The sequence below is a fragment of the Mucilaginibacter ginsenosidivorax genome (assembly GCF_007971525.1).
In the GTDB taxonomy this organism is placed as follows: Bacteria; Bacteroidota; Bacteroidia; order Sphingobacteriales; family Sphingobacteriaceae; genus Mucilaginibacter; species Mucilaginibacter ginsenosidivorax.
Map to the genome: position 1 here is coordinate 1,501,345 of NZ_CP042437.1, position 15,023 is coordinate 1,516,367.

The 15,023-nt window shown below is 42.9% G+C and carries 16 protein-coding genes; 9 read left to right on the forward strand and 7 right to left on the reverse strand.

The genetic code is table 11. From position 1 onward, the window contains the following. Positions 1–55: 55 nt before the first annotated feature. On the reverse strand, positions 56–892 hold the full coding sequence (locus tag FSB76_RS06160) for a hypothetical protein (RefSeq protein WP_147052711.1): 837 nt from the start codon (positions 890–892) through the stop codon (positions 56–58). A gap of 117 nt (positions 893–1,009) precedes the next feature. Between FSB76_RS06160 and mazG the strand changes: the two genes are divergently transcribed. From mazG to FSB76_RS06180, 4 genes are all read left to right on the forward strand, one after another. Continuing rightward, positions 1,010–1,813, forward strand: a complete 804-nt coding sequence (gene mazG / locus FSB76_RS06165) for a nucleoside triphosphate pyrophosphohydrolase (protein ID WP_147052713.1) — start codon at positions 1,010–1,012, stop codon at positions 1,811–1,813. A 64-nt stretch (positions 1,814–1,877) separates the two neighbouring features. Continuing rightward, positions 1,878–2,321: a hypothetical protein gene (locus tag FSB76_RS06170; RefSeq protein WP_147052714.1), complete on the forward strand. Its 444-nt coding sequence runs from the start codon at positions 1,878–1,880 to the stop codon at positions 2,319–2,321. 310 nt (positions 2,322–2,631) lie between these two features. Beyond that, the gene (locus FSB76_RS06175) at positions 2,632–3,186 is read left to right on the forward strand and encodes an RNA polymerase sigma factor (RefSeq protein WP_090652815.1); all 555 of its coding nucleotides are present in this window, start codon (positions 2,632–2,634) and stop codon (positions 3,184–3,186) included. After that, positions 3,179–4,669 carry a hypothetical protein gene (locus FSB76_RS06180; RefSeq protein ID WP_147052716.1) on the forward strand — a complete coding sequence of 497 codons (1,491 nt, stop codon included), beginning with the start codon at positions 3,179–3,181 and terminating at the stop codon, positions 4,667–4,669. Before FSB76_RS06175 ends, FSB76_RS06180 begins: the two co-directional genes overlap by 8 nt. 296 nt (positions 4,670–4,965) lie before the next feature. Here the strand turns inward: FSB76_RS06180 and FSB76_RS06185 are convergent, their stop codons facing one another. Further along, positions 4,966–6,186, reverse strand: a complete 1,221-nt coding sequence (locus FSB76_RS06185) for an ABC transporter permease (RefSeq protein ID WP_147052718.1) — start codon at positions 6,184–6,186, stop codon at positions 4,966–4,968. An 85-nt stretch (positions 6,187–6,271) separates the two neighbouring features. Here FSB76_RS06185 and FSB76_RS06190 point away from each other — a divergent pair, with 85 nt between their 5' ends. Genes FSB76_RS06190 through FSB76_RS32065 form a run of 3 tightly spaced genes read left to right on the forward strand, consistent with a single transcriptional unit; the run spans position 6,272 to position 8,624 of the window. Further along, the gene (locus FSB76_RS06190; RefSeq protein WP_147052720.1) at positions 6,272–7,516 is read left to right on the forward strand and encodes an exo-beta-N-acetylmuramidase NamZ family protein; all 1,245 of its coding nucleotides are present in this window, start codon (positions 6,272–6,274) and stop codon (positions 7,514–7,516) included. 29 nt (positions 7,517–7,545) lie between these two features. Beyond that, a complete protein-coding gene (gene fmt, locus FSB76_RS06195) occupies positions 7,546–8,463 on the forward strand; it encodes a methionyl-tRNA formyltransferase (protein ID WP_192910130.1) in 918 nt (305 codons plus the stop codon). Continuing rightward, complete coding sequence (locus FSB76_RS32065; protein ID WP_158642853.1) at positions 8,463–8,624, forward strand: hypothetical protein; 162 nt, start codon at positions 8,463–8,465, stop codon at positions 8,622–8,624. The genes fmt and FSB76_RS32065 overlap by 1 nt, the downstream gene beginning before the upstream one ends. Before the next feature lie 16 nt (positions 8,625–8,640). Here FSB76_RS32065 and FSB76_RS06200 read toward each other — a convergent pair whose 3' ends face one another. Further along, positions 8,641–9,264, reverse strand: a complete 624-nt coding sequence (locus FSB76_RS06200) for a hypothetical protein (protein ID WP_147052722.1) — start codon at positions 9,262–9,264, stop codon at positions 8,641–8,643. 270 nt (positions 9,265–9,534) lie between these two features. Between FSB76_RS06200 and FSB76_RS06205 the strand changes: the two genes are divergently transcribed. Further along, complete coding sequence (locus tag FSB76_RS06205; protein ID WP_394349431.1) at positions 9,535–10,212, forward strand: DUF3050 domain-containing protein; 678 nt, start codon at positions 9,535–9,537, stop codon at positions 10,210–10,212. A gap of 136 nt (positions 10,213–10,348) precedes the next feature. Here FSB76_RS06205 and FSB76_RS06210 read toward each other — a convergent pair whose 3' ends face one another. Beyond that, the gene (locus FSB76_RS06210) at positions 10,349–11,185 is read right to left on the reverse strand and encodes an aminotransferase class IV (protein WP_147052726.1); all 837 of its coding nucleotides are present in this window, start codon (positions 11,183–11,185) and stop codon (positions 10,349–10,351) included. A gap of 181 nt (positions 11,186–11,366) precedes the next feature. Then, the gene (locus FSB76_RS06215; protein ID WP_147052728.1) at positions 11,367–12,422 is read right to left on the reverse strand and encodes an RluA family pseudouridine synthase; all 1,056 of its coding nucleotides are present in this window, start codon (positions 12,420–12,422) and stop codon (positions 11,367–11,369) included. A gap of 75 nt (positions 12,423–12,497) precedes the next feature. Between FSB76_RS06215 and FSB76_RS06220 the strand changes: the two genes are divergently transcribed. Beyond that, the gene (locus FSB76_RS06220) at positions 12,498–13,385 is read left to right on the forward strand and encodes a 1-aminocyclopropane-1-carboxylate deaminase/D-cysteine desulfhydrase (protein ID WP_147052730.1); all 888 of its coding nucleotides are present in this window, start codon (positions 12,498–12,500) and stop codon (positions 13,383–13,385) included. Between the two features lie 284 nt (positions 13,386–13,669). On the opposite strand, the gene FSB76_RS06225 is transcribed toward FSB76_RS06220, so the two are convergent. Next, the gene (locus FSB76_RS06225; protein WP_147052732.1) at positions 13,670–14,125 is read right to left on the reverse strand and encodes a nuclear transport factor 2 family protein; all 456 of its coding nucleotides are present in this window, start codon (positions 14,123–14,125) and stop codon (positions 13,670–13,672) included. 29 nt (positions 14,126–14,154) lie between these two features. After that, the gene (locus FSB76_RS06230) at positions 14,155–14,946 is read right to left on the reverse strand and encodes a hypothetical protein (RefSeq protein WP_225976434.1); all 792 of its coding nucleotides are present in this window, start codon (positions 14,944–14,946) and stop codon (positions 14,155–14,157) included. Positions 14,947–15,023 lie beyond the last annotated feature (77 nt).

A 15,023-nucleotide genomic window follows, 5' to 3' on the forward strand; every position in this document is an offset into this window, starting at 1 on the left:
ACGACTTTGGGCTAAAGACTATCCGTCAATTTATCGATGACACGACACCATCTCCTTACATAAACCGGAAACCAACATTGAATTTCAGGGTAAAACCATTATTGGCCGGCAACTCGCGGTAGGCGGCAAACTGGCCTTGTGTGTTAGCGCTCCGGGTGGCATATATAATAGGCCCGCCGCAAAGGGTAAACGCAAAACGCGAATTAGTTGGTGCATAGTTTATAGACGGGCCTACCATTAACCGGGCGCCGCCTTCGGCTTCATCCGTTTCCCAAAAGCCTTCCAAATCCTGCCCTACTGCTTCAAAGCCGCCAAAAAACTGGCCGGTAATATGCCTGTGCACCCCAACGCTTGTAACAATATCAAGACCATCGCGGTTGGTAGCAAAAGCTTTTTCTAAGCGTACGTTGGCTCCTATCTTCCACCGCATAACATCGTAAGCGGCGGTTATCCGGCTAAATGCCACGTTATCATTATTAAACTCATGCCTGAAACCCAGGCCTGCTCCTATACGGAAACCCATAGGCTGGTTTCCGCCTATAAAATCGCGCAGCAATTCGGCCTGCTCCAGGGTGTGCACGCTTCCGTTGTTGCTAAAACCTGTGCCCAACGTGGCCAAAAATGTAAATTTTGACCCTAAATAACCCTTTGCCGATATATTTTGGTCAACCCCGTCAAAACCCAGCGGCGTAACCGTATGCTCGCCATAACCGCCCGAGTAATTCACGCTCCAGTTTCGCCCCGATGGGTTTAAGGTGCTAATGGTATATAAAAATGGCTGCGGCTGTTCAAGCGTACTGTTTTGCGGCGTGGTTTGCATTAATTGCTGCGCCTGGCAGCAGTCAATTATCAGCATTAAAAAAAATACAGACAGGTAGATTTTTTTGATCATGGTTGTACGGTTATGAGTTGGCCAATAAAGTTAATTAATATTACCTTTAAATTAATACCGGGATAAGTTTGCATTAAAGATGTTATCATACCTTTGCAAAAAATACCGCACCATACTATGCCTTTAAAAGCCCCCGAAACTGCCCCTACCGCTACTATCGCCTTTCAACGCCTGCTTATTATAATGGACGACCTGCGGGACAACTGCCCCTGGGACAAGAAGCAAACGCTTGAAAGCCTCAGGCACCTGACTATTGAAGAAACCTACGAGCTGAGCGATGCCATTTTGGGCGATGATAAACAGGAGATTAAAAAAGAGCTGGGCGATATTATGCTGCACCTGGTTTTTTACTCAAAAATAGCGTCAGAAACCAATGATTTTAACATCACCGATGTATTAAACGGAGTTTGCGATAAACTTATAAACCGTCATCCGCATATTTATGGCGATGTGGAAGTAAAAAATGAGGAAGACGTAAAACGTAACTGGGAGCAAATAAAGCTCAAAGAAGGCAACAAATCTGTTTTAGGCGGTGTACCATCTTCCCTGCCGGCATTGGTAAAAGCCTCACGTATACAGGAAAAAGCCAGGGGTGTGGGTTTTGACTGGGAAGAGAAAAACCAGGTTTGGGCCAAAGTAGAAGAGGAAATGCAGGAATTTAAAAATGAGTTTAACGCCGAAGACGAGACAACCATCGATCATGAAAAAGCCGAGGGTGAATTTGGCGACTTGTTGTTCTCGCTTATTAATTATGCCCGCTTTATTAATATTAACCCCGAGAACGCGCTTGAGAAAACAAACCAGAAATTTATAAAACGTTTTCAATACCTGGAGCTAAAAGCCAAAGAACATGGCAAGCAGCTACAGGACATGAGCCTTGCCGAAATGGACATTTTTTGGAACGAAGCAAAAAAACTATAAAAATTTCCTGGCAGCCTGTAGCGTTTATATGCTTATATTCGTATTGACAACAAATAACAAAAATATGAAGCGTAATTTATTTTACTTACTCCCGCTGTTGTTAACCTTACTGGCAGCCTGCGCCAAAAACTCAGGCACATCAGTTATAATATCGGCACCGGTAGGAACTTTTAACGGCCAGTTCAGGCTATTGACTAAAAACTCGACCGGTAAATATGATACCTTGAAAGATTCGATAATCTTGAAAATGACCAATGCCTATCATTTTGCTGTAACAGCCGATACCACGGTAAAACATGCCGGCAGCCACGGTACTTTTGCTTTTGACGGTTATTACATCCAGTTTAACGATAGCACTTTTAAATCGGGCGTACCACGTACCAAAAATCATTTGGTAGGCGTTTACCAATATATTTACGATGGCACCAACTTTAAAATGTTACGTGCAAGCTCATCTACCAGCCCCGATACTATAGGTCGTTATGACCTTGTAAAAACTGCAAACTAATTATTATTGTTTTTAACTGAAACGCCGTCGCCCATATTTGGTGGCGGCTTTTTTGGTAAGTCGGGGGTAACCCGTTTAATAATTAGCTACCACTATTGATGCCTGTATATGGGGTTAATAAGGCTTAAAGCAGAATGCACAAAGCTTAAAGCTAACACATTGATTTTCTATCGCTAAAAGCAATATATGATGAAATTAATTAATAGATTCTATATCACAGGAAAATCTTTTTTATTTGTATCAATAGGGTTGTTTATTGCGTAAGTACATAAAAAACAACACAATATTTAAGCGGAATTAAACACACTTAATGCATCCACCCAAAGGCATTACTGAAGAAGAAATTATCAGCCAATGCAAAAAAGGCAGCCTTAAATACCAGGAAATGCTGTATAAGCAGTTTTATGGCTATGCTATGGGTATAAGCCTGCGTTACAGCCTTAACCGCGACGACGCGTTGGAGGCTGTAAACGATGCTTTTATAAAAGTATTTAATGCCGTGCATAATTACAATACAGATAAACCCTTTAAAGCCTGGCTACGTACAATTGTAGTGAACACCGCTATCGACCGTCGCCGCAAGGACCTGAAATTCCAGTTAAATGTTGAGTTGGATAATGCCGCGCCCATAAGCAGTAATATGGGTACGGTTGATAATTTAAATGCACAAGACATATTAAAGATGATGAATGAGCTGCCTGCCATACAGCTTACCATTTTTAACATGTACGAAATAGATGGTTATAATCATGATGAAATTGGCAATATGTTAGCTATCCCGGCAAGCTCATCGCGCGTTTATTTGAGCAGGGCTAAAGAACGATTAAGAAAAATATTAAGGCAAGAAGCACAAAACCATGGATGATCAGTTGGATGACGACTTAAAGAACCGCATCAGGGAGGTGTTTGAAAATTACGAAGACACCACCGCCGATGAGGGCTGGCTACTGCTCAGGGAAAAATTTCCTGAGGAGGAGAAGAAGCGCCCCATGGTTTGGATGTGGTGGGCAGGTGCAGCAGCCGGCCTGTTGCTTTTTTTAGCCATTGGCGTATGGATGCTTAACAATAATCAAACAGTAAATGTAAATACCGCTGTTGTAAAACCAGTTAAGCAAGATACCCGGCATCAACAAGCCGCACAGCCCGATACCTTTAGCCGTATAGCAGCTAATAAGGGCTCGGGTAACAGTAATTCCGTTGATACTACAATATCAACCCAAAACAATATTGCCCAAAATCAAGCTAAACCAGATAAAAAGCCGGCAATAAACAACCCGGCTGTAAATGCTGCTGCTGTTAACCAAAATAGCGTAGCAGTTTTCACGCCATTAACCAAAGCACCTGCAAATGCCCCTGCGGTTAAACAGCCACAAAATAACAGTGTAAACGGCACGGTTAATCAATTTGCCGCGCAACAGCCCGCTGCTGCCAATAAGCAACCAATTGTTGTTGCCATACCGGGCAATAAGGCAGATAGCGTTAAAACCGCAGTTACTGATGCAGGCAAACAGCAATATGCAGCAAATCCGGTTGTTGCACCAGCTACTAAAGCTACTACAACTAATGTAACACCCAATGCGGCAAACCAGCAGCCAACGCAGGCCAGGCCATCATCGGCCAATGCCATGGCTACAATGCTTGCTGCCGATAATTTGCAGGCACCCAAGGCAAAAGACAAAGCCGCAGATGATAAAAAGGTAAAGTTTGGCATTTACGCGGCAACCTTTTTTAACTATGCCAAAGGGAGCGCCAACCAGGTAAATGCTGGGGCTGGTTTTACATCCGATATCAGGCTTAGCAAAAACCTCAAACTTTCTACCGGGGTTGCCCTGGCACAAAACACCCTGAAATATAATAGCAGCGTGCCACCAAACCCAAGCGCAGCCAATGCGGTAACATTTGCTGCTGCAGCACAGGATAACAAGCTGGTGCCGGCATCGTCGTTCCCGGTGTTTAAAAATTACAATGCCAGTTTGGTAGGGCTTGATGTACCCATCAATTTAAAATACGAGTTTAACCCCGAAAAAACAGATGCTTATTTCTCGGCAGGTTTAAGTTCGGGTACGTTTATTAATGAGGCTTATACCACCAGTTATGGCATCCCACATAATTCGTTACTAAGCGGCGCAACCCAGCAAACATCCGAAGAAACAAACCGACAAAGCTTCAATGGTTTCTATTTTGCCAGAACGCTGAATGTGTCGGTAGGTGTAGGTACAGCCTTAGGCAAAAACCGCTTAATTATTGAGCCATTTTTAAAATATCCGCTCCAGGGAATGGGTGCGCAACAGATAAAGTTTGGCGCCGGCGGTTTAAATTTGAAGTTTAATTTTGCGGGGAAACGATAAAAAGCTAATTATTCCGGATAAAAAATATTGTTCGATTTTTTGTATATTTGAATATACCCAATCAGGGCGGCTATCAAGCACAGATAGCCGCCCTCATTTGTTAAAAGAGAAAAGCAAAAACATGTAAATACAATTTAAACCTTTGTAAATAAGATACTTAAATAAAAAACAAAGTATAAAAAAGTATCAGAGAAGTATTAAAAAGTATCAAAAAAGTGCATAAAGAGTGGTTGAAAAGTATACCAAAAGTATGTGTAAAGTGTGGTGTTTAAATAATGGACAAAGCAGGCAAAAAACTACTTAAACCTGATAGCCTTCACCGGCGAAATCCGGCTCACCAGCATCGACGGCACAATAAGCACCAGCAGGCAAATTATCAACGTGCCCAGGTTAAGCAGCAGTACATCCCATAAACCAAATTGCACAGGTACAAAGGTCATGTAGTACGAAGCCTGGTCGAGTTTAAAAAAGTGGGTTTGCTGCTGAAAATAGCCCAGGCCAAGTCCGAGCGCATTGCCCAACAACAAGCCGAGGCCTATCAGGTAGGTGGCATTGTACAAAAATATTTTCCGGATGTTCCAGTTGGATGCACCCATGGCTTTAAACATACCAATCATGGCTGTGCGTTCTAAAATCATAATTAACAGCGCCGATATCATGTTGATAACCGCCACAATAACCATAAGTACCAGCATAACTACCGAGTTTACATCCAATAGCTTCAACCACTCAAAGATGTTAGGATAATCCTCCATCACCGTTCGCGATTTTAACCTCACCGGTAAAATCTGATCCAGTTTATCTGCGGCAAAATCCACCTGGTCAAAATCGGCTACCCGCAGTTCATATTGCCCTATTTCGCCAGGTTTCCAGTCGTTCAGGCGGTTTATTAATGATAAAGAACCTATCACAAATGTTTTGTCAACTTCTTCAACACCGATGTTAAAAATGCCTTTTATTTTAAACTGGCGCTTACGCAATGGCTCCTGCACAAAATACATCAGCAGCTTATCGCCTACCCGTAGTTTTAACCTGTTTGCCGTTTGCTGCGATAGCATAATCTCTTTTTGCGCTTCAACAGAATCTTTAAAGTCGATTACATCGCCGGCAACCATCATTTTTTTAAAGTATGACCAGTCGTACGTTTTATCAACGCCCTTTAGTACCACGCCTTCAATCTCGTTATTGGCTTTAATAATTCCGGGCTTGGTGGCGGTTGGCATTACATGGGTAACCAGCGGGCTCTTACGCATTCGCGCAACAAAACCAGCGTCTTCAACAATGGGCGAACTCTCGTATGAACTGTTCAAATCGAACTTAATAACGCGTATATCGCCTGCGAAACCACGAACTTTTTCGCGGATCTCGTGTTTAAATCCTTTTACAATGGCCAATGATAATATCATTACACCCAAACCAAGCATAATACCAATAATGGCAATACGTACAATCAGCTTTGAAAATGTACGCTTTGACTTGAATGTAATACGGGCTGATATAAAAGAGGCGAAACTCAATGCAGAATGATTTTTAGTACCTTCGCAAATATGCGGTTTTGCTATTAAACCTGCTACTTTTTAAATTGTTTCAAAACAATATTCTATGAAAATTATACCTGTTTTTTTACAAAGTGCTTTAATAGCAGTACTAAGTGTACATACAGCCTGCGCCAATCCGGCTTCCAATTCCAAAACCCCGCTGAAAGAAGGAAAAAACGGTAAAAAAATTAATACAGAAATAATGACCGGTGCCGATCAAATTCCGCTGTATTTTGACTATCTTAAGGGAAAAAATATCGGGATGGTTGTTAACCAAACTTCTGTTATTGGCAAAACCCTTAGGCCCAGTGTTGATAGTTTACTAAAACGTGGCATCAGCATTAAAAAGGTATTTGGCCCCGAACACGGTTTTCGCGGCAACGCCAGCAATGGAGCTGTGGTAAACGATGCTATAGATGCCAAAACCGGGTTACCCATCATCTCGCTATATGGCAATAAACATTACAAACCCACGGCCGACGACCTGAAGGATATAAACCTGATGATATTTGATATCCAGGATGTTGGCACCAGGTTTTACACTTATATATCAACCCTGCATTATGTAATGGAGGCCTGCGCCGAAAACAACATTGAACTGATGATACTGGACAGGCCAAACCCCAACGGCTACCTTGTTGATGGCCCCATGCTGGATACCGCTTACCATTCCTTTGTGGGCATGCACCCCATCCCCATTAGCCATGGCATGACCATTGCCGAATATGCCAGAATGATAAACGGCGAGCACTGGTTAAAAAATGGCGTGCAGTGCAAGCTGAAAATTATAAAAGTGGCCAATTACAGCCACAATATGCCTTATAAGCTACCGGTTAACCCTTCACCAAATTTAAATACCGAACAATCTGTTTTACTTTACCCCAGTACCTGCCTGTTTGAAGGCACAACATTTAGCCTGGGCAGAGGTACTTACTTTCCGTTCCTGGTGCTGGGGCACCCCCTGCTAAAGGGTATTTATACTTATTCCTTCACGCCTGTTGGCATCCCGGGAATGAGCGAGAACCCTCCGCAAAAAGATAAACAATGCTTCGGAATCGACCTTAAAAATTACACGCCGAACCAAATACGCGCCATGGAGCATATAAACCTATCGTGGCTTATAGAGCTTTATAAGGCATTTCCGGATAAAGATCATTTTTTTAATGCCTACTTTAACAAGTTAGCAGGTGGCAAAGAATTACAAAAGCAAATTACAGAAGGCAAAACAGAGCACGAAATTCGAGCAAGTTGGGAACCGGGCCTCAAACAATTTAATAAAACACGCAGCAAGTACTTATTGTACAATTAATAAACGAAGCAAATAAAACAGCATATACCATGAGAATTGTATTTATGGGCACCCCCGATTTCGCAGTTGCATCGCTTGATGCTTTAATAAAGGCCGGCAGCGATATTGTAGGCGTTGTAACCGCTCCGGATAAACCCGCAGGACGTGGGCAAAAGCTAAACGAATCGGCAGTGAAACAGTATGCAGTAGCCAATGGCTTAAAAGTATTGCAACCTGAAAAGCTAAAGAACCCCGATTTTTTAGCCGAACTTAAAGCCCTTAAAGCAGATTTACAAGTGGTTGTTGCTTTCAGGATGCTGCCCGAAGCTGTATGGACAATGCCGCCTAAAGGAACCATTAACCTGCACGCTTCGTTGTTGCCACAATACCGTGGTGCGGCACCTATCAACTGGGCAATTATAAATGGCGAAAAGGAAAGCGGCGTAACTACTTTTTTCCTTAAACATGAAATTGATACCGGTGATGTATTATTCACCGAAAAAATAACCCTAACCGGAACCGAAACTGCCGGCGACTTGCACGACCGGCTGATGAACAAAGGCGCAGGCCTGCTGGTAAAAACGGTTAAGGCAGTTGAAAGCGGCCGTTATCATGAGCATCCGCAGGTACAACTGTTAACAGGCGAAGAGCTTAAACACGCCCCTAAGATCTTTAAAGAAGATTGTAAGATTGACTGGCTGCAACCGGCCGAAACAGTATATAACAAAATTCGTGGCCTAAGCCCCATCCCTACTGCCTATACCGACTTGAACGGTAAACTGCTAAAAATTTACTCGTCAGAACTTTTGATTGATGAACCGGCGATACAACCCGGCGGCTTCCTTACCGATGGTAAAACATTTTTAAAATTTGCCGCCAAAGGAGGTTTCATTAGTGTGAAAGATATACAGCTGGAGGGCAAAAAACGTATGGGTATTGAGGATTTTCTGAGAGGGGTAAAATTGTGATGGATCAATCATCAGAACAAGAAAATCCTGACTGGCTTTCATTAACAGCAGAACAGCGGGAAAGTGTACTTAAAGCCTATGACGAAAGTGAGGATGAAGCAAACCTCATTCCGTTGGAGGACATAATTGCGAAATACGCAAAGTGGCCTTTTCTAACTTAGAGTCAAAAACATATTATTATTTTTTCTGATACTTCCTTGCCAGCTGCATTGTTTTAACCCTTAAATGCTGCGCCTCATTGGCCAGGTTGGCCGTACTTGTAATATCGGGCATGCTTTTGTCCTGGTAATTCTCAACAACGGGCAAGGTTGCAACTATTTTCAGCACAGCATGGTAGTCGCCAATTTTTATTTGGTTGCTATCAATGTGTGCTTTTAAACTCGTAAACCTGCTTATTTTATCCATATATTTTGATTTACTATCGGCTATTAATGCACTAAGCTGTGCCCGCAACACGGTATCTTTTATGGCTGTTAATGACTCGTTTGCCGAAAGGTAGTAATTATCTGATTTTGCAGCATAATTGTTAAACGCCTTTAAACTATCAGCTATGCCGCTGTTAAAATGAGTTAGCTGTTCTTCCAGCTTTTGGAGTTGCGGATCTTTTTTTGCCAGGTCGTCATAAATCTCATCCATTAACGACCCTGAAGGCATCCTTTTCAGGCTAAAGTCTGATTTATCGTCCTTTAATGGTTCGGGCATGTCATTTTTTGGTGTCGAAGTATCTTTTGAAGGCGTGGAGTTACATGACGAAAAAAACAGGATGATGAGCAGGGTTGATAATAAGGCGATTGCTTTCATAATTGATTATATGTAATAGGATAAGGAATATATAGTATTGTTACTATGATGGCTAATGATATTCTAATCAAGCCAAAGTCAAAAATTACAACTTAACGTTTTTTAACACCTGTTATTGCTACTTTTGCCGCATAATATACCGAGTACCCGATGGCAAATTACAGCGAACGCATAGCATTATTAAAAACACAGATCCAGCCTTTACGCAATCAATTAATTCAACACGAATTATATAAAAACATTAATTCGTTGGATGAATTAACCGTTTTTATGGATCACCATGTGTTTGCCGTGTGGGATTTTATGTCGCTGTTAAAATCGTTGCAACAAAAGCTTACCTGTACTGCCACACCCTGGATGCCAACCGGTAATGCCAATACACGCTACCTGATTAATGAAATTGTAACCGGCGAGGAAAGCGATGTTGACGAACAAGGCAACCGCACCAGCCATTTTGAGCTATACCTGCGCGCTATGCAGCAGGCCGGCAGCGACGCGATTGCTATTAACAATTTATTTCATGAATTAAACTTCGGCAAACATATCGACGAAGCTTTAATCATTGCCGATATCCCGTTGGCGGCTCGTAATTTTATGCTGCATACTTTTGATGTTATCGGCACCAACAAAAACCATGTACAGGCCGCGGTATTTACCTTTGGCCGCGAGGATTTAATCCCCGATATGTTTGTGAGTATTGTAAAAGAGCTCAGCCGCCAGCTACCCGGCAAGGTTGATATCCTGCTTTACTACCTGGAGCGCCACATTGAAGTTGACGGCGACCACCACTCCCACCTGGCCTACGAAATGACTGCCGAACTTTGCGGCGACGACGACTCCAAATGGGAAGAAGCAACCATTGCTGTTCAGGAAGCATTGCAAGCACGTATTGCACTATGGGACGGTATCCTGGCGACTATTAAAGCGCCGGTAGCTATCGAAGAATAATCACCTCATCAAATTTGTCATTGCGAGGCACGAAGCAATCTCGTCGCCATTGCATGTCCGATTTGTAAGATTTCCCCTGAATAGCTACGCTCCTCGACATGAATGATCAAGCTGACAGCAATAGTTGTGCTTATTGCTACAACTTATTCAGCTCATCCATCAAAACCTTACTTACCCGGTTAAAATAGCGCCTTACGCCAAAGCCCATTACTGTTTGGATGCCGCGGGTGGCGTTGGTTAAAAACACTTCGTCGGCTTCGTAAAGGATGTCGGGATTTATCTGGGCTTCGGTAATATCTATATTGCTATCCTGAGCAAGCTTTATCACCACCTGGCGCATTACTCCTTCTACACAGCCTTCGCTTAGTGCCGGGGTGTACAGGTGGTTTTGGTAATGGATAAATATATTTGAACTGCTGGCCTCGCACAAAAAACCGCTTTGGTTCAGCAGGAATACATCATCAAGTTTATTTTGAGTTTTATAGATGCCCGCCATTACATAAATAAGCGAGTTGCAGGTTTTGATGTTGGACAGGTAATTGGATGGCTTGGGCAATTCAGTAAATACATCCATGATCAACCCCTTCTCGTTCAAAAAGTACCGAGGCTCGTCTGATGCTGTAAGCTCCAGGCAATAGCCCATTTTATTTTGGGTAGGCGTATACAATCCCTCGGCATCCCGGTAAACCGTCAGGCGCAGGCGGCCGTGCCTAACCTTGTTGCGCCTGGCAAGTTCTTCCACAATATCTTTTAAAAACCAGGTATCCATTTGTGAATAGCCATCAATTTTGAGCACTTTCATGCCGCGTTGCAAGCGGTCGGCGTGCAAATCGGCAAATTTAAGCTGTCCTTTCATCAGGCGCATACTTTCAAACAAACCATCGCCGTATTTAAAGGCCCGGTTTGCTACGCTAAGCAGCAGGCTGCTTTGAGGAAGTATTTGTCCGTTAAAATTGATTAACACTGGTGTCATTTTCAGATGTGCAGATTTTTCACTGCGGTTTGTTTTTTTGTCGGTGTTCAAGAGGGCTACGCCATTTCAGATGTGCAAATGTGCAGATTTTAAAACCGGATTGATTTATAAATGCCTTCTGCTTTATTAAAACTTAAACTACTGTGCAAAAATTATGCATTTCGCCACAAATCATTCTTTATTACTCCTCACTATTAGTATTGGCCTGGTTATCACCCGCAGTATACCTGCGCCATTTTAGCAGAACACTTTCAAAATCGGGTGGCAGGGGCGATTCAAACAGTACCTGCTTTTTCTGGGTTGGATGTAAGAAGCCCAGAGTTTGAGCATGTAGTGCCTGGCGGGGCATCAGTTCAAAACAATTCTCTACAAATTGTTTGTATTTACTGAATACCGTTCCTTTCAAAATCTTATCTCCGCCATAAGTGGCATCGCTAAACAAGGGGTGGCCAATATGCCGCATATGCGCGCGAATCTGGTGGGTGCGACCGGTTTCCAGCTGGCATTCTATCAGGGTAACATACCCCATACGTTCCAATACCTTATAATGCGTTACCGACCATTTGCCTTTCTCCGGGTCGTCATAAATAGACATTACCCGCCTATCGGCAATGCTGCGGCCAATATAGCCCGTTATGGTGCCATCTTCAACCAAATCGCCCCAAACCAGGGCTATGTATTTGCGGGTGATGGTATGGTCAAAAAACTGCTTGGCCAGCCAGCTCATAGATCGCTCATTTTTGCTGATGAGCAACAGGCCCGAGGTATCTTTATCAATCCGGTGAACCAGGCCTGGCCGGCCATCATTGCCCGGTAATGTTGGCAATTGCTGAAAGTGATAAACTAAAGCATTTACCAATGTGCCGGTATAGTTATTATAACCAGGATGCACTACCATACCGGCGGCTTTATCAACCACCAGTACATCATCATCCTCGTAAACAATATTAATGGGGATATTTTCCGGATAAACCTCTGTGTCGCGGGGCGGGTGCGGCAATACAACCGAAATTACATCCAAGGGCTTTACCCGGTAGCTGCTTTTTATAGGCTTATCATTTACCAATACATTTCCCAATTCGATGGCATTCTGGATGCGGTTACGTGATGCATTCTCCACCCTGTGCATCAAAAACTTGTCAATGCGCAGCAGCGACTGACCCTTATCAACCACAACGCGTAAGTGTTCAAATAAATCCTGTTCTTCCTGCTCTATCAGCTCGGGTTCGTATGCCATTTGGGCGCAAAAGTAATCGTTTTTTGTGGTAGGTTAAGCGTAATATTGCAATAGCATTAAGGGCAGGTTATTTTTATGAATATTGATCTCGAAATTTTTAGTCCGGTACATCAAATTACAAATCCGTTGTTTGATGCACATGAGGTTAAAGTTTTTTTGAAACGGGACGATCTTATTCACCCCATGATATCGGGCAATAAATGGCGCAAGCTTAAGTACCTACTCAAATCGGCCCAAAACCAGCACAAGAATTACCTGGTAACATTTGGCGGGGCATACTCCAATCACTTATTGGCAACTGCTGCGGCTGCAGCTAAATTCGGCTTCAAATCTACCGGCATTGTACGCGGCGAAGAAGTTGACAACAACACGCTATTTTTATGCAAACTGCATGGTATGCAAATGTTATTTACCGATAGGATTAGCTACCGTGATAAACCTGCACTATTTCAAAAACATTTTGGCAATAATGAGCAGTCTTTTTTTATTGACGAAGGCGGCTCATCTGCAGAAGGCGCCCAAGGCTGCGCCGAACTGGTAAACGAACTTACCGACAGCTACGACCATATTTTTTGCGCCTGTGGCACCGGAACCACCGCTGCAGGCATTATTAACGGTATCACCAGCCACCAGCTTACAACAAAATTCAACGCAATACCCGTATTTAAAAACGGAGGTTTTATCAGGAATGAGATTAACCGGTTTTTAACTGCTCCTGCCGATTATGACCTGCATACCGACTACCATTTTGGTGGATATGGAAAGGCAACCGACGAACTTATTGATTTTGTAAAGCATTTTGTTGCCGCCACCGGCATTGTTATTGAGCCTGTATATACCGGCAAAATGATGTATGCTTTATACGACCTGATTGGCAAAGGACATTTTAAACCTGGCAGTAAAATACTGGCCATCCACAGCGGCGGCATTTGGGGGTTATTGGGCATGAAGGATAGGTTTTAGGGGGGATGGCGAAGAAAACAACTACTGTCATTGCTTCGTACCTCATTATGACATGTTCTTAATTTATTGACTATCAATCTAAAATATCGTCATTGCGAGGCACGAAGCAATCCCGAACTATGTGGGATTTAGCATGTCGGGGATTGCTTCGTGCCTCAATGACGGTACTTTAGATCATTTGTTTATATATTCGTTAGACGTCATCACCATTTTTTTCAGGTTTTTACCTGATGGATACTCGCAATGACGATTAAGTTATGCTTTTAAGAGTCTAAAAACTAACCTTACGGCACTTTAACTGCCTGCCGGGCCAGTAATTGCCACTCTTTGCCATTTTTTACCCAAACCAATAAAACACCCAGCTTAACCGTGCCGGGGCCTTTCCCTGCATCGTTGGTGGCTGCCGATAGTATGTGCCTTACAATAGCAGTATTGCCCGATATGGTAATTGTTTGCCCTGTAAGGTCAATGGCTGTAAAAACCGATGCGCCGGTGGTAAAACTGTGTATAAACTCCTTTTTGTTTTGCACTTTACCACTGGAGTGGCCATAACTCAGGCTGTCGGCCGCTATTTTATCCAGGGCTACACTATCGGCACTTATCATCGTAAGGCGCAAGCGTTCAACCGCATTGGCAACCTCCTTTGTATGCGAATTTTGTTGGGCATCCGCAGCACCCGGGGCAATAACACTCATAATTATCAAAAAAAACAGGATTTTAATGCCGTTAAATATCTTCATAATTTTTAGTTAAGCTGTACAGTACGTAATTATTTCTTTTGTTTAACCTGGGCCAGCAACCAGCCCGATATATCATTTGCGGCCTTATCATTTTCATATCCGGCCGGCAAACGCCCATTGGTATACTCGTTGTAAAGCCATGGATCGGCAATGGCCAGTACAGTTCCTTTGCCAAATTTAGCCTGGGCTATTAAGGTTACTCCGTTTTTTATCAAAGCGGGTTTTGCCGGTAAAGTTGTACTTATGGAGCATACATCTTTCATAAATATTTTTTGTGCGGTTTTAAAAAGCGGATTGCCGGTAGTTATAATAGCACCGTCTTCAAAATGGCTATCGTCAATTACATGATTTTGCAGGTCGTTGTTAAAATTCATCCCAAATTTATTGGCCAGTATGTTAAAGTGAGGCAGCTCAACATTGGCGCTATCATTTGCAAGCATCACTAATACACCACCAGCCTTTACCCACCGGGCAATAACATCTGCATCTTGTTGGGTTATGTAGTTGGGTTTGGGGCTCTCTTTTTTAGTATCAGGGTCAACAATAATATAAATAGACGTACCTTTTAAATTACCCGCCGTAGGCGCAGTTGGAAGTGAATCTAAAGTAGCGCCACATCTTTTAAAAGTATCTCCCCAAATAGAATAACCTGTATTTTCTTTTTCGTCCCATAAATAATGGAAACGCTTAGCCTCGCCTGCAACAGTATGCACTTCGCGGTTAAAATAGTAATCTAACCGCACAACCTGCGCTGTTGCTTTGTAGCCCTGGCAAATCAATAATACGCCTACTAAACCCTTTACAAATAACCGGTAATGCATAACTGTATAATTTAAAAGCCAATATAAGCACAAAGTATAACTGGTTTTCAAATGTATTGCCGAACAGGCAATTTTAA